26 protein-coding genes and 2 tRNA genes are annotated in these 24986 nt (G+C 32.6%); 16 read left to right on the forward strand and 12 right to left on the reverse strand.

The features are described from left to right. Positions 1 to 242: 242 nt before the first annotated feature. Positions 243 to 1385, reverse strand: coding sequence for an acyl-CoA dehydrogenase (locus tag NLJ00_RS02555; RefSeq protein WP_053470769.1), 1143 nt, complete (start codon positions 1383 to 1385; stop codon positions 243 to 245). A 480-nt stretch (positions 1386 to 1865) separates the two neighbouring features. Here NLJ00_RS02555 and NLJ00_RS02560 point away from each other — a divergent pair, with 480 nt between their 5' ends. From NLJ00_RS02560 to NLJ00_RS02570, 3 genes are all read left to right on the forward strand, one after another. Continuing rightward, positions 1866 to 2441, forward strand: a complete 576-nt coding sequence (locus NLJ00_RS02560) for a chalcone isomerase family protein (protein WP_053470767.1) — start codon at positions 1866 to 1868, stop codon at positions 2439 to 2441. Between the two features lie 142 nt (positions 2442 to 2583). Then, entirely contained in the window at positions 2584 to 3810 is a 1227-nt protein-coding gene (locus tag NLJ00_RS02565; protein ID WP_256636121.1) for a Glu/Leu/Phe/Val dehydrogenase dimerization domain-containing protein, read from the forward strand. 455 nt (positions 3811 to 4265) lie between these two features. Next, entirely contained in the window at positions 4266 to 5171 is a 906-nt protein-coding gene (locus tag NLJ00_RS02570) for an energy transducer TonB (protein WP_256636122.1), read from the forward strand. Between the two features lie 386 nt (positions 5172 to 5557). Here the strand turns inward: NLJ00_RS02570 and NLJ00_RS02575 are convergent, their stop codons facing one another. Further along, positions 5558 to 5953: an ExbD/TolR family protein gene (locus NLJ00_RS02575; RefSeq protein WP_053470764.1), complete on the reverse strand. Its 396-nt coding sequence runs from the start codon at positions 5951 to 5953 to the stop codon at positions 5558 to 5560. Between the two features lie 3 nt (positions 5954 to 5956). Then, complete coding sequence (locus NLJ00_RS02580; RefSeq protein ID WP_057124348.1) at positions 5957 to 6652, reverse strand: MotA/TolQ/ExbB proton channel family protein; 696 nt, start codon at positions 6650 to 6652, stop codon at positions 5957 to 5959. Positions 6653 to 6783: 131 nt separating this feature from the next. Between NLJ00_RS02580 and NLJ00_RS02585 the strand changes: the two genes are divergently transcribed. The 4 genes from NLJ00_RS02585 (at position 6784) to NLJ00_RS02600 (ending at position 9259) form a co-directional block, all read left to right on the forward strand. After that, the gene (locus tag NLJ00_RS02585; RefSeq protein ID WP_256636123.1) at positions 6784 to 8007 is read left to right on the forward strand and encodes a bifunctional folylpolyglutamate synthase/dihydrofolate synthase; all 1224 of its coding nucleotides are present in this window, start codon (positions 6784 to 6786) and stop codon (positions 8005 to 8007) included. Between the two features lie 181 nt (positions 8008 to 8188). Beyond that, positions 8189 to 8266, forward strand: a tRNA-Val gene (locus NLJ00_RS02590). Positions 8267 to 8344: 78 nt separating this feature from the next. After that, a tRNA-Tyr gene (locus tag NLJ00_RS02595) sits at positions 8345 to 8425 on the forward strand. 258 nt (positions 8426 to 8683) lie between these two features. Then, positions 8684 to 9259: a hypothetical protein gene (locus tag NLJ00_RS02600; RefSeq protein ID WP_256636124.1), complete on the forward strand. Its 576-nt coding sequence runs from the start codon at positions 8684 to 8686 to the stop codon at positions 9257 to 9259. A 196-nt stretch (positions 9260 to 9455) separates the two neighbouring features. On the opposite strand, the gene NLJ00_RS02605 is transcribed toward NLJ00_RS02600, so the two are convergent. Continuing rightward, positions 9456 to 10070: a hypothetical protein gene (locus NLJ00_RS02605; protein ID WP_256636125.1), complete on the reverse strand. Its 615-nt coding sequence runs from the start codon at positions 10068 to 10070 to the stop codon at positions 9456 to 9458. Positions 10071 to 10438: 368 nt separating this feature from the next. Between NLJ00_RS02605 and NLJ00_RS02610 the strand changes: the two genes are divergently transcribed. From NLJ00_RS02610 to NLJ00_RS02630, 5 genes are all read left to right on the forward strand, one after another. After that, positions 10439 to 10981 carry a DUF3575 domain-containing protein gene (locus NLJ00_RS02610; protein ID WP_256636126.1) on the forward strand — a complete coding sequence of 181 codons (543 nt, stop codon included), beginning with the start codon at positions 10439 to 10441 and terminating at the stop codon, positions 10979 to 10981. Between the two features lie 335 nt (positions 10982 to 11316). Continuing rightward, the gene (locus NLJ00_RS02615) at positions 11317 to 11676 is read left to right on the forward strand and encodes a VOC family protein (RefSeq protein WP_256636127.1); all 360 of its coding nucleotides are present in this window, start codon (positions 11317 to 11319) and stop codon (positions 11674 to 11676) included. A 137-nt stretch (positions 11677 to 11813) separates the two neighbouring features. After that, entirely contained in the window at positions 11814 to 12275 is a 462-nt protein-coding gene (locus NLJ00_RS02620; protein WP_256636128.1) for a MarR family winged helix-turn-helix transcriptional regulator, read from the forward strand. A 141-nt stretch (positions 12276 to 12416) separates the two neighbouring features. Then, entirely contained in the window at positions 12417 to 12839 is a 423-nt protein-coding gene (locus tag NLJ00_RS02625; RefSeq protein ID WP_256636129.1) for a helix-turn-helix domain-containing protein, read from the forward strand. A 149-nt stretch (positions 12840 to 12988) separates the two neighbouring features. After that, positions 12989 to 13414, forward strand: a complete 426-nt coding sequence (locus NLJ00_RS02630) for a DUF5713 family protein (RefSeq protein WP_256636130.1) — start codon at positions 12989 to 12991, stop codon at positions 13412 to 13414. Between the two features lie 136 nt (positions 13415 to 13550). Here the strand turns inward: NLJ00_RS02630 and NLJ00_RS02635 are convergent, their stop codons facing one another. Continuing rightward, a complete protein-coding gene (locus NLJ00_RS02635) occupies positions 13551 to 14441 on the reverse strand; it encodes a winged helix-turn-helix domain-containing protein (protein ID WP_256636131.1) in 891 nt (296 codons plus the stop codon). A 102-nt stretch (positions 14442 to 14543) separates the two neighbouring features. Here NLJ00_RS02635 and NLJ00_RS02640 point away from each other — a divergent pair, with 102 nt between their 5' ends. Beyond that, complete coding sequence (locus NLJ00_RS02640) at positions 14544 to 15149, forward strand: hypothetical protein (RefSeq protein ID WP_256636132.1); 606 nt, start codon at positions 14544 to 14546, stop codon at positions 15147 to 15149. Between the two features lie 90 nt (positions 15150 to 15239). Here NLJ00_RS02640 and NLJ00_RS02645 read toward each other — a convergent pair whose 3' ends face one another. After that, positions 15240 to 16235, reverse strand: a complete 996-nt coding sequence (locus tag NLJ00_RS02645) for a DUF6438 domain-containing protein (protein WP_256636133.1) — start codon at positions 16233 to 16235, stop codon at positions 15240 to 15242. 280 nt (positions 16236 to 16515) lie between these two features. Here NLJ00_RS02645 and NLJ00_RS02650 point away from each other — a divergent pair, with 280 nt between their 5' ends. Further along, positions 16516 to 17718, forward strand: a complete 1203-nt coding sequence (locus NLJ00_RS02650; RefSeq protein WP_256636134.1) for a PQQ-binding-like beta-propeller repeat protein — start codon at positions 16516 to 16518, stop codon at positions 17716 to 17718. A gap of 60 nt (positions 17719 to 17778) precedes the next feature. Here the strand turns inward: NLJ00_RS02650 and NLJ00_RS02655 are convergent, their stop codons facing one another. Further along, positions 17779 to 18549, reverse strand: coding sequence for an SDR family NAD(P)-dependent oxidoreductase (locus NLJ00_RS02655; RefSeq protein ID WP_256636135.1), 771 nt, complete (start codon positions 18547 to 18549; stop codon positions 17779 to 17781). A gap of 27 nt (positions 18550 to 18576) precedes the next feature. Then, positions 18577 to 19332: an SDR family NAD(P)-dependent oxidoreductase gene (locus NLJ00_RS02660; protein ID WP_053470753.1), complete on the reverse strand. Its 756-nt coding sequence runs from the start codon at positions 19330 to 19332 to the stop codon at positions 18577 to 18579. Positions 19333 to 19440: 108 nt separating this feature from the next. Here NLJ00_RS02660 and NLJ00_RS02665 point away from each other — a divergent pair, with 108 nt between their 5' ends. Further along, on the forward strand, positions 19441 to 19794 hold the full coding sequence (locus tag NLJ00_RS02665; protein WP_053470752.1) for a winged helix-turn-helix transcriptional regulator: 354 nt from the start codon (positions 19441 to 19443) through the stop codon (positions 19792 to 19794). Between the two features lie 245 nt (positions 19795 to 20039). On the opposite strand, the gene NLJ00_RS02670 is transcribed toward NLJ00_RS02665, so the two are convergent. The 4 genes from NLJ00_RS02670 to NLJ00_RS02685 form a co-directional block, all read right to left on the reverse strand. Beyond that, a complete protein-coding gene (locus NLJ00_RS02670) occupies positions 20040 to 20582 on the reverse strand; it encodes a lysozyme inhibitor LprI family protein (protein ID WP_256636136.1) in 543 nt (180 codons plus the stop codon). Positions 20583 to 20810: 228 nt separating this feature from the next. Next, positions 20811 to 21233: a hypothetical protein gene (locus tag NLJ00_RS02675; RefSeq protein ID WP_256636137.1), complete on the reverse strand. Its 423-nt coding sequence runs from the start codon at positions 21231 to 21233 to the stop codon at positions 20811 to 20813. A gap of 70 nt (positions 21234 to 21303) precedes the next feature. Then, positions 21304 to 22638, reverse strand: coding sequence for a sensor histidine kinase (locus tag NLJ00_RS02680; protein ID WP_256636138.1), 1335 nt, complete (start codon positions 22636 to 22638; stop codon positions 21304 to 21306). A 1-nt stretch (position 22639) separates the two neighbouring features. Next, a complete protein-coding gene (locus NLJ00_RS02685) occupies positions 22640 to 23989 on the reverse strand; it encodes a sigma-54-dependent transcriptional regulator (RefSeq protein ID WP_256636139.1) in 1350 nt (449 codons plus the stop codon). 284 nt (positions 23990 to 24273) lie between these two features. On the opposite strand from NLJ00_RS02685, the gene NLJ00_RS02690 reads away from it, so the two are divergent. Then, positions 24274 to 24984, forward strand: a complete 711-nt coding sequence (locus tag NLJ00_RS02690) for an ABC transporter ATP-binding protein (protein WP_256636140.1) — start codon at positions 24274 to 24276, stop codon at positions 24982 to 24984. Positions 24985 to 24986: the final 2 nt, after the last annotated feature.

The following is a 24986-nucleotide window of genomic DNA, read 5'->3' on the forward strand; positions in this document are numbered from 1 at the left end:
GTAATTAATTTAACAATAAATCTAATTATAAGTTTTAGGAACGCGGATGACACAGATTCGCTTCGCGAAAACGCGGATTGACACAGATTTTTATTTTCCTAACATAAAAAAATCCGTTTTTATCAGTGTTTTCGCGAAGCGAATCCGCGTCACCAGCGTTCAAATTATAGTTCAGCTGGACAACAAAAAACCCTTTCGAAGCAGAAAGCCTGAAAGGGTTTTGAATATATTTAAGAGAAAAATTATCCTGCAATAACAGATCTTGAAATAACTATTTTTTGAATCTCTGAAGTTCCTTCGTAAATCTGAGTGATTTTTGCATCACGCATAAAACGCTCTACATGGTATTCTTTTACGTAACCATTTCCTCCGTGAATCTGTACTGCTTCAACCGCTGTGTCCATTGCAACTTGCGAAGCAAATAGTTTTGCCATGGCACCACTCACATCATAATTTTTATGCTGGTCTTTATCCCAAGCCGCTTTCATACATAAATGACGCGCCGCTTCGATATTCACCGCCATGTCTGCCAATTTAAAAGCAATTGCCTGGTGATTGCAGATTTCTGTTCCAAAAGCTTTACGCTCTTTAGAATATTTCAAAGCCAGTTCATAAGCTCCAGAAGCAATTCCTAATGCCTGAGAAGCAATACCAATTCTACCTCCGGCAAGCGTTTTCATAGCAAATTTAAATCCGAAACCGTCTTCACCTATTCTGTTTTCTTTCGGAACTTTTACATCACTAAACATTAAAGAGTGTGTATCAGAACCACGAATTCCCATTTTTTGTTCTTTTGGACCAACAGAAAAACCTGGCATATCTTTCGTCATGATCAAAGCATTGATTCCTTTATGTTTTAATTCAGGATGCGTTTGTGCAATTACTAAATATACAGAAGCAGTGTTTCCGTTTGTAATCCAGTTTTTTGTTCCGTTTACCAAATAATGGTCGCCCATATCAATCGCAGTTGTTTTTTGCGAAGTTGCATCACTTCCTGCTTCCGGCTCACTTAAACAGAAAGCTCCGTGAATTTGACCTGAAGCTAATCCCGGTAAATATTTTTGTTTTTGTTCTTCTGTACCAAACTCTTGTAATCCCCAGCAAACCAAAGAATTATTTACAGACATTACTACAGAAGCCGAAGCATCAACTTTAGAAATTTCTTCCATTGCAATAACATACGAGATTGCATCAAGTCCGCTTCCGCCGTATTTTGGATCAACCATCATTCCCATGAACCCAAGTTCACCCATTTTTTTAACCTGCTCGGTTGGAAAAATTTGTTTTTCGTCGCGTTCAATAACTCCGGGTAATAATTCATTTTGAGCAAAATCTCTTGCAGCTTGCTGAATCATCAAATGTTCTTCGGTAAGATTAAAATCCATAGTTTTATTTTATTGTTTTTTCTAAACTGAATTTGGAATTCAGTTTTCGTGGTTTTTTATTTGTTTTTTTTGAAAAGCCAATTTATGGTTAAAAGGCTTCCAAAGATAATTTTTAAATGCGGATTTTACAATGCATGCATATAAATTTAATAGATCGACAAGAATAACGATAACGTTTTCGTAATAATTTATGATTTGCTTCAAACAGACTATAATTTTGCAGCGTTTTTTGTAAAATACAAGATGAAAAAATGCAATTTAAAAACCTCAAAAAAGTAAATTTTAAGCCATTTTCTCCGCAGAAAAGATTAAACATTTCCTAAAGCGCGTAAATCTACGTAAAGTTAGTCCTACTAATTTGATTACTAAACCGATAGAGTAAAAAAAATAAAAAACTTCCAAAAAAAAACTTCCAAAAAAAGGCAATAATATTGATAAATTAACATTATTTTTGCCTTAAAATTAAATAATTGACAGAGCATGAAAAAGATTTTACTAGTACTTACACTCCTTTTAACTTTACAATTTTCAGCAGTTTCTGCCCAGACTCATTTAGAGGTAAATGGCGTTACTGTTCCTAGAAAGATAGATTATCAAAACAAAACTTTGCAGCTTAACGGCGCTGGCGGCAGATCTAAAATGTGGTTAGAAGTTTATGTGCAGGCTTTGTATTTATCGCAATTGAGCCAGGATCCAAAGTTTATTATTGACAGCGATACTGAAATGGCGATTCGAATTGAAATTACATCGTCTATGGTTTCTTCAAATAAATTAACCAAAGCAATGAATGTTGGTTTCGAAAAATCGGCAGGAAGCAATCTGGAACAATTACGACCAAGAATCGAACAATTCAAAACATACTTAAGCGACGCAATTACTGAAAAAGATGTGTTCGTTTTAGCTTACAATCCGCTGGATCAAACTATCAATGTTTTTAAAAATGAAGTTTTGAAAGGAAAAGTTCAGGGATTTGATTTCAAAAAAGCATTATTCGGAATCTGGCTTTCTGATAAACCAGTTGACGAAACTTTGAAAAAACACTTATTAGGAATATAATCCTTAAAATTTTACATATTCAAAAAGCCGAAAACCGAATAGTTTTCGGCTTTTCTTTTTTGTTTAATAAATTTGATGCAAAATACATTATTCGCATTATTCTATTTTATACATTTACACAAAATAAACATATCACAACAAAATGAAAGATTTATTACAACAATTTGAAAATAAAGCACCTGAAATTGTTTTTAACTGGAAAGATTCTGAAACAGAAGCTGAAGGATGGACTGTAATTAATTCGCTGCGCGGAGGAGCTGCCGGCGGAGGAACAAGAATGAGAAAAGGCTTAGACATGAACGAAGTTTTGTCGCTTGCCAAAACAATGGAAGTTAAATTTTCTGTTTCGGGCCCGGCAATTGGCGGCGCTAAATCTGGAATAAATTTTGACCCGAATGATCCTCGCAAAAAAGGAGTTTTACAGCGTTGGTACAAAGCGGTTTCTCCATTATTAAAAAGTTACTACGGAACTGGAGGAGATTTAAATGTTGATGAAATTCACGAAGTAATCCCAATGACAGAGGAATGTGGTGTCTGGCATCCGCAGGAAGGTGTTTTCAACGGACATTTTAAACCTACAGAAGCTGATAAAATTAATAGAATTGGTCAATTACGTCAGGGTGTAATTAAGGTTATCGAAAATCCAAAATTCTCACCAGACGTTACAAGAAAATATACTGTTGCTGATATGATTACGGGTTATGGCGTTGCTGAAGCGGTTCGTCATTTCTACGCAACTTATGGCGGAGACATTAAAGGTAAAAAAGCAATCGTACAAGGTTTTGGAAACGTTGGTTCTGCAGCTGCTTTTTATTTAGCTGAAATGGGCGCAAAAGTGATCGGAATTATTGATCGCGACGGCGGATTAATTAAAGAAGATGGTTTTTCTTTTGAAGAAATCAGAACGTTGTTTTTAAATAAAGACGGAAATAAATTAGTTGCCGATAATATGATTCCGTTTGAAGAAATCAATTCTAAAATCTGGACCATTGGTGCTGAAATTTTCACACCTTGCGCTGCTTCAAGATTGGTTACTCAAAACCAAATTGACAGCTTAATCGCAAACGGATTAGAAGTTATTTCTTGCGGAGCGAATGTTCCTTTTGCTGACAAAGAAATTTTCTTTGGTTCTATTATGGAAGAAGTGGATCATAAAGTTAGTTTAATCCCTGATTTTATTTCAAACTGCGGAATGGCGAGAGTTTTTGCTTATTTCATGGAGAAAAAAGTTCAAATGACAGATGAGGCTATTTTCAACGATACGTCTGAAATTATAAAAAATGCAATTGTAAAAGCACACGCTTTAAATTCATCAAAAACAAATATCAGTGCAACAGCATTCGAAATTGCATTGAAACAGTTAGTATAATTTATTTTATACTTTATATATAAACGAGCCGAATCTGGCTCGTTTTTTTTTGCCACAGATTAAAAGGATTATTTGGATTCCTGCTTTGTGAATTTTTAGCCCACAGATTTACACAAATTTAAACAGGTAAAATTTTACGGTTAAAAATAAGATCCAGCTTTGAGAACTTTGCCTTCTATTCACCACAAAGACTTACACAATCTAAACAGAAAAAACTTTGCGCTCTTTGCGTAAAACCTTAGCGAACTTTGCGTTAAAACAAATCCCAGCTTTGAGAACTTTGCCTCCTATTCAGCCCACAGATTTACACAAATCTAAACAGATAAAACTTTGCGTACTTTGCGTAAAACCTTAGCGAACTTTGCGGTTAAATTACGCACAGCTCTTTCAGTCTAAACAATTTTTAGTACTTTTAAACGTTTTTATTTAATACAATTTCAAAATTCAGAATTACAATGAGTTTCACTATTTCTTCAGATAAAAAGAAATCATTACTACTCACAACTGCTATATATGCGGCAATCATTCTATTGCTGTTTTTTATACGTTTTTGGCCTCCATACAATCCTGAAAACAACGTCGCACTTGCAGATGGCGGTGGCGGCGGTGGCGGCGTAACGGTAAATTTTGGCGACAGCGATTTAGGTTCGGGAGCCAATTATAAAAGCGAAGTTCTGGAGGTGAAAAATGAAGTAAAACAAACTCCGGCAAAAGCAGTTGAAGAAGAAGCTATTATTTCTCAGGAAAATACAAAAGCTGATGAAACGGATGTTGTTATTCCTGTAAAAGAAAAACCTAAGAAACCTGTTCCGGTTGAAAAACCAATACAAAAACCTGTTCCTGAAAAACCTAAAGTTTCAAATTCTACAAACGATGCTTTGTCAAGCATTTTAAAAGGTTCGAAAAAAGGCGGCGACGGCGATGATAAAGCGTCTGGAAATAAAGGAAAAGTAAACGGAAGCTTAGGTTCCAGCGGTTATTACGGATCTGGCGGCTCAGGCGGAGGAACCGGAGGCGGTAACGGAACCGGAAATGGAATTGGTACAGGAAGCGGTTACGGACCAGGAAGCGGCGGTGGTTCGGGCGGAGGATCAGGATATTCTTTAAATGGTCGAAAAGCATTATCTAAACCTGCACCGAAATATACTTGTAATGAAGAAGGAACAGTTGTAGTCGAAGTTACGGTCGATCAAAATGGGAAAACCGTGAGTGCAACTGCCGGAATAAAAGGAACTACAAACAAGGCAAGTTGTTTATTAGAACAAGCAAAAATAGCCGCATTAAACACAAAATGGTCTGCCGATGAAAATGCAGCCGCAAAACAAGTTGGAAAGATTATTTATAATTTTAACTTGAATTAAAACACGAATTTCACGGATTTTCACGAAATCTGTTATTATACAAAAAGGTTTTCTGAATCTGAAAGCCTTTTTTCGTCCAGTTTGTCATTTCGACCGAAGGGAGAAATCTCCGCAAGAAGCTCGACAAAGATTAGATTCACGTTGCGGAGTTACTTGCGGAGATTTCTCCCTTCGGTCGAAATGACAAAATTGCGCTTACTTATAGAAGTGAGCTTGCTTCGTTCCTCGCAAGGACTTTGATTGTGTTGTTTCGCGTGAGGGATAGAAGCTTGCTACCGAAGTAGCGCTCCCGATAGCTATCGGGACGACCACAATAAAAAAATGGGCCAATCAGCATAACGTTGATTCGCCCATTTTTTTATTGTGGTCACGCCCTAATTATAATTTTACTTTGGACTCGTAGCAATTACAAACTTCAAGTTATTCTTCACTCCTATCTGCAATACATCAACTAAATCCTGAACTTGCAAATTAAATGGAATTCTAACTACGACAGTTTGATCTTTATCTGCTCCAATTTTATTCATTAAAGTAGTTTCTAATTCTTCAAAAGCAACGGGCTGTTTGTCGATATAAAACTGTTTGTCTTCTGTAACCGATAAACTGATTAATTGTTTATTTGTTTTTTCATTTGATTTCGCTTTTGGAAGCGTCATCTTAATAACATTCGGATTTGCCAGTGTTGAGATAATTAGGAAAAACAACAACAGGAAAAACATAATGTCACTTAAAGATGAAGTCGCAACCTCAGCGTGAAATCTTCTTTTTCTCTTAATCGACATACCTTATGATCTTTGAATTATGTTTACAAATTCTAATATCTGTTTCTGAATTTTTAAAGCAAAATCATCAATTTTTCCGTTCAGTAAGTGGTAAGCACTATAGGCAATAATTCCCACGATAAGTCCAGAACCGGAACTGATCATTTTTTCGTATAAACCTCCGGAAATATTTCCGATACTGATATTTTCTGTAACCGAAATACTGTAGAAAATTTTAATTACCCCAGAAATAGTTCCGATGAAACCAAGAGTTGGCGCAATACCCGCAATAAGTCCTAAATGACCTAAACGTCTTTCCATTTCACCAATTTCAATATCGGCAGCGCGGTCCATATTGGATTCGATTTCTGCAATTGGTCTTCCAATTACTAAAACGCCTTCTTTTAAAATATTTCCAACAGCTGTATCGTTTCTTTCTACAATTGTTCTGGCTAATTCAATGTTTCCGGCATGTAATTTATCGCCAACATCCTGCATTAATCTGGCATCAATTCTTGACGCTTTTTGGATATATAAGTAGCGTTCAAAAATTACGTAAATCGTGTAAAACAATAAAAGTGCGATTGGTATTAAGAAGAAACCTCCTTTTAAGATAAATCCTAAAACAGAAATTTCGGTTTCTGGGTGAGCAATTTTTTCGATCACTACGTTTGAGGCGTTTGCGAGAGTATCAGCTTGTAATTGAATGTAGCTAAACATATTTTAATTCTGGTTTTTAATAATTAATTCTAAAAAATATTTCAATTTTGCAATAAAGATAATTTTCATTGTTATATTAAACTAAAAAAACTGGAAATTATTTCAATCAGCAACTATTTTATCCAAATAAAATGAACTATCAGGAAACAACAAACTGGATGTTTAATCAATTACCAATGTATCAGCTTCAGGGTGCTTCGGCATACAAAGAAGACCTGACAAACATCAAGTTACTGGCAGAACATCTTGGTAATCCCGAAAAGAAATTACAAACGATTCACGTTGCGGGAACAAACGGAAAAGGATCAACTTCGCACATGCTGGCTTCGGTTTTGCAGGAAGCGGGTTATAAAGTGGGTTTGTATACGTCACCGCACTTAAAAGATTTCAGGGAAAGGATTAAAGTAAACGGTCAGGAAATTTCAGAAGATTTTGTTTGCGAGTTCATCTCCAAACACAAAGATTTTTTTGAAGCTAATGATATGAGTTTCTTCGAAATGTCGGTTGGTTTGGCGTTTGATTATTTCGTTTTTGAAAAAACAGATATTGCCATTATTGAAGTTGGTTTGGGCGGAAGACTGGACGCGACTAATATTATTACGCCTTTGGTTTCGGTAATTACGAATATTGGTTTAGATCACACTCAATTTTTAGGAAATACACTTGAAGCTATTGCGGGCGAAAAAGCCGGAATTATTAAACCAAATGTTCCGGTTGTTATTGGCGAATATACAGATGAAACTCAGCCTGTATTTTTGGCTAAAGCCGAAGAAAACAACGCGCCGATTTCTTTTGCTTCAGATTTAATTGATCAAATTTATTTGTCTGACTTAATTGGAGATTATCAGTTTCATAATAAAAAGACGGTTCAGCAGACGATTTCGATTCTGAACAATCAGACCGATTTTAAAGTTTCGACAGAACAATTAAAAGAAGGTTTATTGAATGTTGTAAAAAATACAGGTTTACAAGGAAGATGGCAGCAGCTTGGCGAAAACCCAAAAATTATCTGTGACACGGCACACAACAAACACGGATTAGCTGTTGTAATGAATCAGCTTCAAAATGAAAAATATGAAAAACTGCATATTGTTTTGGGTGTTGTAAATGATAAAGATTTAGATTCTATTTTACCGCTTTTCCCAAAAGAGGCGCAATATTATTTTTGCAGTCCGAATTCGGCAAGAGGTTTACCGACTGAAACTTTGCAAAATGCAGCAGAAAAATTTAATTTAATTGGAGAAAAATACGATTCTGTTGAAAGCGCTTTCGCGAAAGCCAAACAAATTGCTTCAAAAAATGATTTTATTTATGTTGGCGGAAGCACTTTTGTCGTTGCCGAATTGCCTTTGTAACAATTAAAACTTAAATCTTAGAAAAAAGTCTAAAAAAACCGATTTAATAACAAATTCATAAACAGAGAGATATAGTTTATTTTTAAAAAAGTTTTATTTTTTATTCGATTTTCTTTGCAGAACTCAAAAACTAGCGTATATTTGCACTCGCAATCACAAACGATAGCAACCTAGTAAAATAGGGCGATTAGCTCAGCTGGTTCAGAGCACCTCGTTTACACCGAGGGGGTCGGGGGTTCGAACCCCTCATCGCCCACCAAGAAACTCCTTAAGAAATTAAGGAGTTTTTTTTACGCTTTTACGAATGTTCAAGGATTATAAATCCACCTTAATATTTGGGGAGATACTCAAGCGGCCAACGAGGGCAGACTGTAAATCTGCTGTGTGAACTTCGCAGGTTCGAATCCTGCTCTCCCCACAAAAAAGTCCTAATGAAAATTAGGACTTTTTTTATGCTTATTCAAAAAATATCTAAAACCTTAAAATCATGCGATTCCTTTTTTATGCGCGAGCAGGAAAAAGTATTAAACAGATAAGAGACACGCTTGAAGTTTTATCAAATAAAAGTTCTATTTTTAAACCAAAAAAACACCAGCATTCTTTAGACATACCAACCCAATTTTGAGGTAAATAAGCCGAACCTCATTAAACATATATCCTATTTAAGAGTAATTTTATGAAAAAAACATTCTATTCTGTATTAATATTAATTATAAGTCTTTCTTGTACAGAAAAAAAGACACAAATAAAAAACACTATAATTAAAAATATTAAATCCGATTCGGTTGTTAAAATAGATGATGAATTAGAAAACGATTCAGATTGTGTATTTGATGACAATTACAAAAAAATAACAGAAGAATGGCTGAGTGAACTTGAAATCAAAAAATATGTTTGGGATTCAAAAAGTAACAAAGCGACATTAATATACAATGGTGATACCCTAACTGTGTATAAAGGCGGCTGTGACCATTTTGCCAGTTCAGTAGAAATTAAAACCAATATTTACCCAAATAAGGAATTAGACAGTACTTTGATAAGAAAAATTAACGATGTAGCCTGTAAATTTAAATTTAATAATTATTGTAACAAGCTTATTGAAGGTCAATTTAAAAAAATTGATAATAGTAATTCATCATTTTTTTTGGAGTTTGAAGATGATGATCCAGAAGACAATTTAATTTCTGAAGGGATAGAAATTTCAGAAAAAGAAAAAAACACAATTATTACAATATCAGAGTATTATAATTAAAAATACTATTAACAGTGATTTACCATAATAGCTACAAATCGGTAAGAAACATGTTCGATTTGTAGCTTTACGATCTACTTTTTATAAAGCTCAATTTTTCTTCTAGAAAAACTTTACAAACGTTTTATCTAATCACAATAAACAAATTCAATAAAAAACTCCTTAATTTCTTAAGGAGTTTTTTATTGACTTGCTTTTATTTCCAGAATTCCCACCACTTTTTTTGATCTCTTTCTTCTCTAAAAGTGTTCTCTAAATGTTTAATATTATTGTGTTGAGCGTTTTGATTAATCGAAACAAAATTTATTTTTTTATCTGGAAATAAAGCAGAAGAATAATTGATAACAAAATCCTTAATTTGATCATCAAAAGAATTAAATCCTATTCTTATATTTTGAATTGTTTTTTCAGTTCTTTTTTCAATTTTCGCTAATAACAATAAAATGCTTAATGCATAAGGCTGCTCATCACAAGTGCTGTAAGCAAATTTTTCAAGATAATCTAAGGCATCATCCTCAAATCCACCGCTAAATAATTCGATTAGATCAATTATCGCTTTATCCTTTTCATTTTTAATTAATAATTTATTCTCATAAAAATAAATATCAATTAAATCTTTATAATTATTAGTAGTCAGGTTTTTCTCTTTATTTACTTCATCCATTTTGATATAGGCATTAACCTTTCCATTCTCTAAATATAGATCAGAAATATTATCAAGAATTTTATAAGTTTCTGTAGCTTTTAATCTATTTTCGATTTCAGTTAATTCGGCTAAAATTTTCAAAAATCCTTCATGATGTTCATTCATTCTTCTTTATTTTTTTGCAGTTTAATTTTATTGTAATCTTAAAACCTAATCAATATGATTTAGTCCATAATTATTTTTGACGAATATAATAAATAACAGATCTTAAAAAAGGAATTAATTTAATTGAAATTTCTGCTGCTGGCGCGAGCGTCTCGCTCGTGCATATCTGTGTGTTCACGAGCGAGACGCTCGCGCTAGCACATCAGAAATATTATTCCTTGTTTTACTATTACAAACCCGACCTGAAATTATAATCACTAAAATCCGTTGTTTTAATTTGGATATTATTTAACAAGCCGCTTAACACATTTTAACATCTTCAGAAATAAATTATTATATGTTTACCCTACTTAAACAAATCTAATTTTATGAAGAAAAATTACTTGGCAACTTTTATGGTTCTTTCATTTTTTTCTGTTCAGGCTCAAAATGAAATTGATTCAAATCCTTATCAGAAAAATAATGAAGTTAAATTAAATGCACTTGCTCCTTTAACTGGATCTTTTGAGATAGGTTACGAAAGGCATTTAAACCATAAGTCCTCATTGGGACTTTCTTTTTTTAAGGTATATGATAATACAAACAATGAAGATTTAAATTATTCTATCTCGCCATACTACAGAAGGTATTTTGGAAAGAAATACGGTTCCGGTTTTTTTGTTGAAGGATTTGGAATGTTTACTTCCATCGATGGAAAAAAAATATATGATTCAGAAGATCATTCTACTTTTATTGAAAATCCTGATGTTTATGATTTTGCTCTTGGCGCAGGTTTAGGTGGAAAATGGGCCACAAAAAGTGGATTTATTTTTGAACTAAACATCGGTTATGGAGCCTTATTATTTAATGCAAACAAAACAGATCATAATATTGTGAATAAAATTGAACTTAATGTAGGTTATAGGTTTTGATCGATTTAACGAACAGTTCTTCCCATCATAAAAAAGTTCTTAAATAAGCTCCTTAATTTTCTTAAGGAGTTTTTTTATGTCTATTTTTTTTCTCCGCATCTTTTACATTAATCTAATAAACGCAAAGCATTGTCATTTCGACTGAAAGGAGAAATCGCACTCGGGAATCGACAAAGATTGGTGACATACTTTGTAGAATTTCTGGTGCGATTTCTCCTTTCAGTCGAAATGACAAGATTGTGTAACTTCTAAAAATTAAAAACAAAAAAGCAAATTTATTTGCATATTGTTGTCGTGTATATTATATTTGCGACAACAATTTAATTTTAAAAAAAATGAGAGAACTTACATTTGCATCACTACAGGTAAAAAATTTAGAAGCATCAAAAGACTTCTACGAAAAGAAATTAGGTTTTGAAATTGGAAATACTAATCCGCAGGCTTGTATTTTTAAATACAACGAAGGAAAAGCAAGTTTTGCTATTCGTACTCCGCTTGAACCTTTAGAAGATCGAGAATTAGGAGTTGGCGTAGCACTTTGGTTTGCTGTTACTGAAAATGTAGACGAATTAAAAGAGAAATTTATCGAAAACGGAATAACAACAGCGGGACCAATTATAGAAACTCCGTTTGGAAAAGCTTTCCACGTAAAAGATCTTGACGGTTATAAACTTACTTTTTTGGAGACAAAATAAAAGTAAATATCAATAATTTTAGAAACAGATTAAGGAAGAAAAAAATTGTGTTATCCAATTTACTAAAGGTTCTGATGGCTATCTTTGAAATCAACAAACTTGATTTTTAATACTGACACAAATGCTTCAAAATTATTATGGCTAAGGAAATTAATTTTCATTTTAAAAGTCCAAAAGACAGCCCGGGGTATTTACTTGGACAACTAACAATGCTTTGGCAGCGCAAACTAAAAAAAGTTTTAGATCCGTTAGATTTAACTCAGACTCAATTTGTGCTGCTGGCTGCTTTGGGCTGGCTTTCAAAAAAAAGTGATTCTGTAACACAAATTGATATTGCGAATCAGAGTAATTCTGACAGAATGATGGTTTCAAAAGTATTGCGAACGCTGGAAGAAAAAGGTTTTATTACCAGACATGAACATGAAACTGATACAAGGGCAAAAACTATTCGATTAACAAATACAGGCGAAACAATTTTGCAAAAAGCTCTTATTGAAGTAGAAAATGCCGATCTTGATTTCTTTTCTTCTTTAGATGAAAATCTTCCGTTGTTTAATTCTAATATGGCAAATCTTATTGATAGAAATAAAACAGAGTAAAAGTGCTTCGGTTTAAATTCAAAATACTTATCAGAAAAATTGTATTTTTGTTTACCGCTCCCAAAGAACACTTGTAAACTACATTTTAAATTATGTTTTTTACAATTCCGGTTTATTATACTTAATTATTATCTTTGAATTATGAGCACACTATCAAGACCAAAACATATCGGAAGAAACATAAGCCGTATCCGTGAACTTCGTGATATGAAGCAGGAAGCATTGGCACAAGCTTTAGGCACTAGCCAGCAAACAGTTTCAGCAATTGAAAACAGCGAAACTATAGATGATACAAAACTTGCAGAAGTTGCAAAAGCACTTGGTGTAACCGTAGAAGCAATTAAAAATTATTGTGATGATATGGTATTGAATATCATGAACAATACTTTTACCAATACTAGTCACGATAGTTCAACAATTAATTCAATTAATGTTCAACCAAGCTTTAATCCACTTGATAAAGTTGTAGAACTTTACGAAGAAAAGGAAAAACTTTATGAACGTTTAATTCAGGCCGAAAAAGACAAAGTCGAATATCTTGAAAAAATAGTAAAAGGAAAATAACTTTTTACAAAACATGTAAAAGCTCCATTATTTCTAATGGAGCTTTTTTATATATTTATTAAAATTCCCAAAATGAATTTCTCCCCTGCTGGCACGAGCGTCTCGCAGAGTGAAAAATCCTTTTAAAATATGATAGAAAATTTATAAAAATGAAAAGTTATATAATAGCAATAGTTTCCCTGATTTTAATTTCATGTAATGGTCAGCATTCGAAAAATCAAGAAATAATAACCCAGAAGGATTTAAAAAATGAGAAAATGAAAGATTATGTCTTTTTAAAAGATATGTATGCAGACTCATATTTCCCAAAATTTCTTGTCGATAAAATAAAGACAATACTTATTAACCTATGTTTTGATATCGAAAAAACGTCTCCAAAAAATCTGGATGAACTCTATACGTTAACACATTCTGCGACAATAAAGATAAATGAATTGCAGGATGAATTTTTTGAACATGACAGTGAAATTGAAACTGGTGCAAGAGAATCGATTGGACAAGATTTTGGCATTATTGCAAAATCTTATGGATTTAATGCTGATGGAGAAGAACTAATTTCGCCCAGAGAATGGTAAAACGAATGCTAAACCTAGCATCCGTTAATAAAGATTTGAGCATTGATCGTTTTGTATGCCCTTGTAAATATGCATAATGGAAAAACCAAAAAATATTCACTGCTAGCACAGCAGGTACTATTATAAGAATCTCTTTCTAAGAAGTAATATTAAGCTTATACCCTTTTCCGCGTATAACCACAATTTGGACATTCGGATCATGTTCCAGTTTTTTTCTAAGTTTTGATATGAACATATCCAGACTGCGACCGACAATAACACCTTCATCTTCCCATATCTCTTTTTGCAGTCGGCTTCTTTCAATGGTTTCGTTAGGAGATGATGCAAAAATGAGTAATAAACGGGTTTCTGTTCCGGTGAGGTCTAATGTCTTTTCATTTATGATTAGCTTACGATTTTTCGCATCAAATACTACCGAGCCTAAAGTGAACAAACTAGTAGAATCGTTAGGTAAAGTTACTTTCGGTTTAGCAGATCTAAAAAAAATAAATCCAACAAATGCTAAAAATGACAAACCGCCTACCAAAAAATATTTATTCTTTGCTGTATATATACCAAGTGGTTTAAATTTGATGTTAATCATGTAACATGCTTTGGGTTGCTTTCTTCCTTTGCATGGTACAATATCATCTTTCTTATTTTTTGATATAGCATATCCATAAGCTACACTGGTATTTTCACAGTTTACTACATTAACAACATAATCACGTGCGAGTGGATCTTGGGCTAACAAACGTTGTGTAATATTGACCAAAGAGTCCGTTTGAAAAGTAAACTCATTTTCAAACCTGATCTGGTACTCATTTTCAGCAATTTTTTTTACAGGAAGAACTCTTGATGTTTTATCTCCCGATTGTAAGAGTAATTCATGTCCAATTCTGCGAAGTAAAATTTCTCTTCTTGCAATAGCAAACTCGTCACTATCAGTCTTACTGAAAACTGTGCAAATTGCAGATATAAACAAAAGCAGTATCAATCCAAAGATGTACTTGCCTTTTCCGTACAGGAGATTTCGACTATGATGCATCGTGTCAAGTTTTTATTTACAAAGTTTACATTTTTATTTACAATCTAAATTCCTCAGGCTGAAATATATCAAAGTAATTTTGTTGCAACAGCTTTAAAGATTGTGAAAAATAAAAAGAATGCTTTACATGAACAAGATTTATCTGGAGATAGATCTATTTTAATTAAACCTATAAAAAATATGAAAAAAATCATTTATGCGCTGATCTTACCGCTGGTTGTGGTAAGTGGATTAGTTTTTACAAATTGTGAAACTAAAAATGAAAATCCTAAAAAACCAATCCAAAAAATACTCTCCATTGCTGAAAGCAAAGCCAAATTAAAAAAATGGGAAGCAACCCCAGATGGTGTAAAATTCAAAAACTGGGAAATGTCTCCCCGAGGTAAAAAAGTGCTTGCCGGCGCTGCTAAAATAAGCAAGAATACCAATATGGAGGCTGTTATAACGTCTCTTTCTCTTCCGCCAGGATCGCTATTAGGCTTTGGAGTGATGGCCAGGATTGATGGTGAAGATTATATTCTTAGATTTGAGCTGGAAAAGTCTCAGCTTCAGCAATTGTACAGCCTGAAAGTTAACGACACAATAATTTTAAAAAGCAACGGTGTATCATACGCGCCTAAGTATTCCTATCCCATAATATCGGGCAGCTATGTAGAACGAGATAATAAAGTAATTTTTAAACGTATTCCTCGCAAAGGCGGTTGTTAAGTAATAAAATTAATTAACCCTGCTGAAGCGAATGCCTCATTCGTGAATACAGTTTATAAATAAGTGAAACACTCGCCTCAGCTCGGTTAATTAATTTTTCTTCCATTTTTCGCTAAATCTTAGTTTCGCCAGCTTTTCATAAAGGTTTTTTAAACTGTAAGTCCCAACCATTCCATAATCACTTATAGTTTTTACTTTACCATTATTAAAAGTTATTTTTAAATCTCCTGTTTCATCATCAGTATGCATCACATAATATTCCTTATTTAAATTTTCAAAATCACAGTAATTTAAATATTCTTCTAATTTATCAAATTCAGTTTTACTAATCTTTGTCGAAAATGTTCCTTCTTCTTTACCATAAGTAATATTTTCATTTTCATTGAAGTTATAATATCGGGCATTAAATACTGATAAGGAATCTCTGTTTAATGTTAATTTATAAACCGGACAAGTACCAAAACAACCCGAAGTACTAAATTCAATTTTGGTAATTTTATTCTTTTTTGGATTTTCATTATATTCAATAAAATTTCCAAATTTGAAAGTTAAAACAGTTCTTAATTCTGAATAACTTTTCTTTTGCCAATCCACTAATTTTTTCTTGTAAACAACTAAAAAAGGCTGAGAATCTATATATTCAACTTTTGGCACTATTGATTTTCCCCACTCTAAATCAATATTAAATATTTTGGTTTTATTTTTTCCAAAATTCATTACTACAATTGGCGAGAAACTACATGATTTTTCTCCTTCTCCATAACATGTATGATTATCTCCAATAGCGAGTAAATCTGTGTAACCATTATTATCAAAATCAGCTTTTGTATAAAATGTTTTGACATTAAGCTTATTTGCTAAAATTTTATTGGCACTATCATTCTCATAATGTCTATTAAAATCCTGAAGAATTTTTAATTTGTATTTTTTGTAATTCGTATCACTTTTTTGAATGAATTTCTCTATTTCTAATTTAGTTTTTAAATTGTCTACTTCTGATTGAATAGTTTGCGTTTTTATAAATTCAGTTTGTTTTTTACATGATGCAAAAACAAGTACAATTAAAAATAATTTTACGATTTTCATTTTAAGTTTTTTAATGGCTTTTATATAATATTCCCAAAAAACAGGAGAGCAATTCCAATGTTTTTTTGTTCATCCGATAAAACTAAACAAACTTCGTCATTCATTGGAGATTCTTTTGTAATATTTTTTGGAGATTTTCAATTAGGGTTGTTAGCCGTTTCCATCTTTAATAACTTCTAAAACCCTGTAACAATTTTTAACTATATTTGATCTGGATATTATTTTGTTTGGCAGCTTTTTTGCTGAAAAGAAAATCAAATCATCAACCCAAATCTTAAAAATGAAAACAAACCTAATAACTCTTTTATTTGTATTTGCTGTTATAAATACGTTTGGGCAAACGCCAGCCGCATCAAAAACTACGAATACTAATAATAAAACTTTACCGCCTACTGAACAGGTCACCAATAAAGTTGTAAGCGCACTTAAAAAAGTTCCTTTAGACGAAGCGTCAATTTTAATTTATGATTACGACGGTGCTCTTTTTTCATATGATTTAGAATCTGAACAAATTGGCTGGACTGTAAAAGCGACAAGTCCTTTTACCGAAATGTGCGCCAATAAAGTAACTATCGCTAATGGCGTTGTGTACATTCCATTTATAAATGGTGAAATTGTTGCCGTAGATAATCAAAGTGGTGATGTATTTTGGAAATCAAGATTAGGAAATATCACAGATCAAATTGTTCTTAAAGATCAGGTTCCGGTTGTAAATAATGGAAAATTATATATAACGGCTCAAAACCAAAACGGAGGCAGTAATATTTATGCTCTTGATACAAAAGATGGAAGTTTAGCATGGACTTACAAGCTGGATACTCCAACTAACGATATTCCGGTATTGTTTTTTAATAACAAAGTTTTTGTTCCAAGTGCGACTAATTTATATGTTTTTGATGCCAATACAGGAAAAGTTCTTACTCAAAAAAGCTTTGACCAAAGTATGCACAGCAAACCTGTAACCGATGGTGAAAATGTATTTATAGCCAATGAAAAAGATATACTTTTTGCGTTAACTCCAGATAAACTGGACATTTTATGGCAATTTAAATTACCTGAAGATCAATATAATATTAAGGAACGTATTTTTACCAAAGACAAAAAATTATATTTTGCTGCCCAAGGCACAACAGTTTCTTCTGTATATGCGGTAGATTCAAAAACAGGAACTCAAATTTGGAAAAGGGATTTTCAAAATGACAATGTAGAATATATAACCGAAGACAGTGATAATATTTGGGGTTATACTAAAAAAGGAAGACTTTTTCAGCTGGACATAAACAATGGCGAAATTGCATTCGAATTAAAACTAACAACCCAGCCCATTTCAAATATTGAATTTCCGGTTGATGATACTATATTTTATTATTGTGATGCCGGTTTAATTAAATTTGATTTAAGCACCAAAGATGAAGATTTGTATTATATGCGAACTTCTATTAAAGATGATGTTTATACCGCATATTTAAAAATAATCAGATAAAATAAAAAACTCCAAAGTCATTTGATTTTGGAGTTTTTCATTTTAAAAGATGTTACTATTTTATTTCATTAAACTGATATTGGTTAAACCGCCATCTGATAAGATTTCTGTTCCCACTATAAAAGCAGAATCATCTGATGCCAAAAATACAGCAGCGTTTCCAATGTCAGATGGAAGGCCTTGTCTGCCTACAGGAGTAATGTCTATCCACATTTGTTTTACAGCATCTAAGTGTTCCTCCGGCACTAATTTTCCAAATACTGGCGTGTCTATAGATCCGGGGGAAAGTGTATTTACACGTATTTTTCTTGGTAATAAATCTAATGATAAACCTTTTGCCAATGATATAATTGCTGCTTTTGCTGCTGAATAAATTGCCATTCCCGGTGCTGCCCGATGTGCCGCACTTGATCCAATTAGTATTATTGATGCACCATCATTTAAATACGGAAGTGCTTTTTTTACGGTGAAATAAGAACTTTTCAAATTCAAATCCATATATCGGTCATAACCTTCTTCGGTAATATTTTCGATATCAGCCATAGGAAGGCCGTCGACAACACCGCCGGCATTTACTACCAATACATCTATTTTTCCGAATTTATCAGAAGTCTTTTTAAATATATTTTCTAAGTCATCACTTTTGGTTACATCTCCGGCAATACCTATAAAATCTGATTTTAAAGCTGCTACAGCGTTATTTAATGTTACTTCATTTCTTCCGGTTATAGTTCCAGAAGCGCCTTCATTTTTGAATGCTTCTGCAATACCAAAACCTATTCCGCTATTACCTCCAGTAATTACGGCTACTTTATTTTTTAATTTGCTCATTTTGTTCTTTTAAAAATTGGAAATAAATTATAATCCGAAAATCCCTCCCGAAACAGAAATTTTCTCTCCGGTAATCCACCCTGAATCGTCAGACGCTAGAAATACGGCTACTTTTGCAATATCTTCCGGTTGTCCGGTACGGCCAAGAGGTGTACTGGCAACAAATTTTGTTTCGGCTTCACTGCCAATAAAACCTGCAGAATGTGAACCTTCTGTTTCTACTATTCCCGGTAAAATAGAATTGATTCTGATATTTCTTCCGATAAATTCTTTAGACAAAGAAATTGTAATAGCGTCTAAAGCTGCTTTAGTGGCAGAATATACAGATCCTGTTGGAAGTGGTGATTTACCTGCTTCTGAACTTATATTAATAATGTTACCGCCTTTTTCTCCAAACAATTTTAAAGCCGCCTGAATAGAAAGTAATGATCCTAAAACATTGATATTAAATTGCGAATGGAAAGATTGTGCAGACAATTCTTCAATTGGTGCATATTGGTAAATTCCTGCATTGTTTACCAAAATATCTAATGTTCCAAAAGCATTTTTGGTTTCTTCAAAAAGTCTTGTCACATCAGATTCGTTTGAAACATCGCCCTGAACTGCAATTGCTGTTCCGCCGTTATCTTTTATCGCTTTTACTACTTTGTCAGCATCTTCTTTGCTTGATGCGTAATTCACTACAACTTTTGCACCTTCTGCTGCAAAATATTTAGCAATAGAAGCGCCAATTCCTTTTGAAGCGCCTGTAATTATTGCTACTTTATTTTTTAATTTGCTCATTTTTATAATTTTAAATTATGTTACTGATGCAAATTTATGTCAGTTTAATTTATTTTAGTAACTTTGTAACTAAAAGTAACAGTAACCTTGAAGTAACAAAGTAACCTTATGGAATGTGTAGTACGTGAAAAAGAGAAGCACAAAAAAGAGATGATGGCTGTCCAGGATTCAATGGATGTGTTGAGCGGAAAATGGAAAATATCTATTATTTCTTCTATTTGTTATTATAACGAAAGAAGGTTCTCAGATATCCTGAATGATGTTGTGGGCATTTCAAACAAAATGCTGAGTAAGGAATTAAAAGAGCTGGAAATAAATAAACTAATTAAGAGATTGGTTCTAGACACACAGCCTGTAAGTGTTCACTATGTACTTACAGATCATGGAAAAACACTGCAGACAATTATCAATAATTTGACCGATTGGGGTATAGAACATCGAAAAAAAATTATTGAAGAATAACTTCGGAGGTTTTTTATTAGATATGAGTATAATCCCTACGGGATATTCTTTATTGGGTTCTTATTCTTTCCTACCGATATTTAACTCCTAACGGAGTATTATTCATTTATTGGTTCTTCTTTTTTCTACCGATATTTAATTTCTACGAAATACTCCGTTAGGAGTTAAATATCGGTAGAAAAAAACAATCAAACCGAAATATTTGTCCTCCCGTAGGGACTAGACAAATATAGTACACATGCATTTCAATAATTCCCATGTTCTTCAAAATCAATGTAACAATTAAACAATATTATCATTCTTTGTTTTATGATATTACAATAATCTAAATAATAATTATAATCAAACCAATCATCTCTTAAGCGGGTTAAAATCCATAGAGATTCTTCTTTCTTAAAAATTTCCCAGGCATTTTGAGATTTTATCAGAGCTTTTTTCTGCGTTTCAGTTGACTTCGCCTTTAATAATTGATAGTATTTATTAATTACTTTTTCATACCTGCTTGTCACATGCTTAACTAAATCAACTTGTTGTTTATAATTTACAGGAACTTTCCTGTTCTTATTTCTAAAATAATATCCAATTCTAAAAGTGTCAATTGCAAAATCTGAATACAATTTCTTTGTAAATGGATTCATTACATTTGATTCAACTAAGGATTTTAAATCAGGTATTTTAGATTCAATTTGTGAATTAATAAACTCATCGCTATTTTCTTTTATATCATTTTGTGAAAAGCCCGCAGTTAAGCAAAAACTAAAAATAAGAACGAGTATATTTTTTATCATTTGGTTCGTTTTATATATAATCCCTTACGGGATATTCTTTGCGGGTTCCTTTTTTATTCTACCGATATTTAACTCCTAACGGAGTATTATTCATTTATTGGATCTTCTTTTTCTACCGATATTTAATTTCTACGAAATACTCCGTTAGGAGTTAAATATCGGTAGAAAAAACAATCAAACCGAAATATTTGTCCCGTAGGGACTAAACTAATAATAATCAATTTTTATCTACTCTTTTTCAAACGATTCAGGAAAATTTTCATTTAAATAATCTGAAAGCTTTTCAAAATCTTTAGAATTCCTTTTGACTAAATTGATTTTTAATCCTTCTTTTGTTTTTAAAATTATATTTCGTCCCGTTTTAAAACCAAATAATTCATACTGATTTTCACTCCAACTTGAAACTGTTTTTAAACTGTATTGTTTCGGCTTCGAGAATATTTGACGAATAGTTAAAACATCATCAATGAGCGTATAATATTTAATCCTGCTTACATTTTTTATGAATAATAATACTGTAATTATACTAAGTGTTGCGAATAGTGATTTTTCCCATGGTTCTTTCAGCCGTCCAATTTGTAAATAGGCCAATAAACTGAAGCACAGAATCCATGCAATATTCAGTATTATATCTTTAGTAATGTGTTTCATTTAAATACTTTTAACTTATTTCATGAGCTAATATAAGAAATATCTTCACCGAACCTTATCATCAATAACTTCATCCCTCCACCAAACAAATCTCAAAAACCGTTTTCCCGTTCTCAGTTTTAAACGAAACATAACCGCCATGCGCTTCTATAATATTTTTAGAAAGCGTTAAACCAATTCCGGCGCCTTCGTTTCTCGTGGTGAAGAAAGGCAGGAAAACTTTATTTTCAATTTCTTTTTCAATTCCACTTCCGTTGTCGGTGATTTTAATGTAAGTTCTGTTTTCTTTGGCTTCCGCCGAAATTAGAATTTGTTTTTGAGTTGTATTTTTTAATGCGTAAACAGAATTCGTTAAAAGATTAATAATAACCTGTTCCGTTTGCTGCGGGTCAACATTAATTGGGCGTTTTAGTGAAATTGAGTTTACAACTTCAATTCCGTCTTTTTTAAATAATGGATTCATGATTTGCAGACAATTTTCAATCAAAGGATGCAGCTCTATTTTTTGTTTTTTTGGAGACGGAAGCATGGCTAATTTTCGGTAACCTTCAACAAATTTCTGCAAATGATCACTTCGTCTTAACATGGTTTCGACGCTGTTTTTGATATCTTCTAAATCTTCTGCCGAAAGTGAATCCTGCTCTACTAAATCCTGCAGGTTTTGACAAATGGAACGAATGGGCGTTATCGAATTTAAAAGTTCATGCGAGATCACTTTCATCAAATTTACCCACGCGTCTTTTTCTTTTTTCTCAACTACATTTTGAATAGAATCGAGCAAAACGATACAATATTCGCGTTCATAAATTTCTGTTTTGGATGCTTGTAAAACAAATGTTTGTGCGGCTTGTTCGTTTATACTAATTTCAACAGACGTTTTTATTTCATGAAAATCATCTTCTTCAATAATTTCACAAAGTGATGGTAATTGATTTTTAAGATATTTCCATTTTGAAACTTTGGGAACATTAAAATGAGACGAGAAATAATCATTCATCAAAAATATATCCCAGTCATTTTCTTGTTTTTCTAAAATGATAATTCCGGTTTCGATATTATTTAAAATAGAGCTGTAAATAATATCTTTTGAAATCTGTTCGTTTTGTCTGCATTTTAAAGTATCGTACAATTGAAACAAATCACCATAATTTTTATTGACTTTATGTTTGGTAAAATCAGATGAAAAATCATTGTGCAGAATAGAAGAAATTGTTTTATCGTAAAGCAAAACAAAATTGCGAACATAAAAATACATTTCGCGAATGAGCAGAAAAACAATAAAAAAGCCAAATATTCCTGTAAACAGCAAATCGATTTTAAAGAAATAAATCGAAATTTCGATTCCCAAAACAATGGCTATCAATCGAAAAAAGAGCAGTTTATAAGTTTGCAGTGTTTTAAACATACTAGTTAATATTGATGTTATATTTCTCTAAACGTCTGTACAAAGAACCTCTTGACAAACCTAATTCATCGGCAGTTTTACTGATATTATTACTGTGCTTAAGAAGCGCTTTTTCAATCGTCGCCTTTTCTACAGAAGAAAGCTGAATATCATCCGGGTTTTCATCATAAGGAGTTATGGTTTCTAAATCTAAATCAGAAACTGTGATTGTATTGTTTTCACAAAGAATAACAGCCCGTTCAATTTTATTTTCCATTTCGCGGATGTTTCCGTTCCATGCATGTTTTTCAATTTGTTCCAAAACTTTTTTATCAAAAGTAATTTCACTTCTTCCGTATTTTTCAATCATTTTATCGAGAAGATATTCTGCCAGCGGAATTTTATCTTCGTTTCGTTCCCGAAGCGGCGGCAGTACAATCTCCATCGTATTAATGCGATAATACAAATCTTCCCTGAAATTTTTATCTGCAACTTCCAGTTTTAGATTTAAATTGGTTGCCGTAATGATTCTAACATTCAAAGGTCTTGCTTTAGTTTCTCCCAATCTTGTTACGGTTTTGGTTTGAATAACCTGCAATAATTTAGATTGCAAATGCAGTGGAACGTTTCCTATTTCATCTAAAAAAATAGTTCCGTTCTGCGCCATTTCAAAACGTCCGGGCGTATCTGTTTTTGCATCGGTAAAAGCACCTTTTGCGTAGCCGAATAATTCACTTTCGAAAATATTCGAATTCAACGAACCTAAATCAACGGCTACAAATGGATTGTTTTTTCTTTCGGACTGGCTGTAAATATGATGTGCCAAAACAAATTTTCCGGTTCCGTTTTCTCCAAGAATCAAAACATTGGCATCAGTTTTTGCCACTTTATCGGCCAGCAAATATGCTTTTTTTATTATTTCAGAAGTGCCGATAAAAAAGTCATTATGGGTTTCAATCTCTTTGTTCTTTTTTTGTTCTTTTCGGGATTTGTCAACGGCTTGTTTTACAGATTCTAAAAGCTTTTTGTTTTCCCAAGGTTTTAAGATATAATCAAAAGCGCCCGATTTTAAACCTTCAACGGCAGTTTCTACTTTTCCAAAAGCAGTCATTAAAATCACAACAGTTTTCGGCGAAAGCGTTTTTATTTCTTTCAGCAAGTATAAACCTTCTCTTCCATCTTCAAAACCTATTCTGTAATTCATATCGAGCAAAACGACATCAATGGCATTTTTTGACAATAATTCGACTATTTTTTTCGGATTATTAAGTGTGTGAATGTTCTCAAAATACTTTTTCAGGTAGACTTTTGATGCAAAAAGAATGTCTTCCTGATCGTCGATGATTAATATTGATGCGTTTGTCTTTTTCATTTTTGTTCGGTTTTGGACAAAAGGTGTCCAATTGTGGACACTATAGATTTTTTTCGGAAAATAAAATTTTAAAAATAAGGCAGTTACAAGGTTTAAATTTTTGGCATGAAAATCACTTTTCTACTTGTAAATCATTAATTATTAAAGCCTTCTGGAAGTAAAAATAGGAAAATAAATATCTATAAATCGCATTGTTAATTATCTTAATTTTCGGGCGTGTTTCTTTTACTTCAGAAGACAAAAAAATCAGAAAACGAATAGCAATCAAACATTAAAAAATCATTATGATTACGATCAAAAAACTTTCAAAAATTTTTAGAACTGAAGAAGTAGAAACAAATGCTTTAAGCGAAATTTCATTAACTATAAACGAAGGTGATTTTGTCTCAATTATGGGCCCATCCGGAAGCGGAAAATCGACTTTATTAAATATTATTGGATTATTAGACAGCGCTTCTGGAGGAAGTTATGAATTGCTGGGACAGGAAATGATTGGCCAGAAAGAGAAATTAAAATCGAAAGCGAGAAAGGAAAATATTGGGTTCATTTTTCAGAATTTTAATTTAATTGATGAATTATCGGTTTATGATAATATCGAACTGCCCTTGATTTATAACAATGTTCCTTCATCTGAAAGAAAGAAAAAAATAGAACATATTGCAACAGTTTTAGGTATTTCACATCGTTTGAAACATTTTCCGCAGCAGCTTTCGGGTGGGCAACAGCAGCGTGTAGCGGTTGCAAGAGCTTTAATTAATGACCCTAAAATTATTCTTGCCGATGAGCCTACAGGAAATCTGGATAGTAAAAACGGAAATGAAGTAATGGAATTATTGACAGATCTTCATGCTGCCGGTTCTACAATTTTGATGGTGACGCATTCTGATTATGACGCTTCTTTTTCGCAGAAAATAATTTTAATGAAAGATGGAGTTATTCTTTCGGAGAAATTAAATCAGAGAAATGTGGATGTTTTAGTAACTTCTAAAAACTAAGG

The sequence above is a fragment of the Flavobacterium panici genome (genome assembly GCF_024499525.1).
Classification (GTDB): Bacteria; Bacteroidota; Bacteroidia; order Flavobacteriales; family Flavobacteriaceae; genus Flavobacterium; species Flavobacterium panici.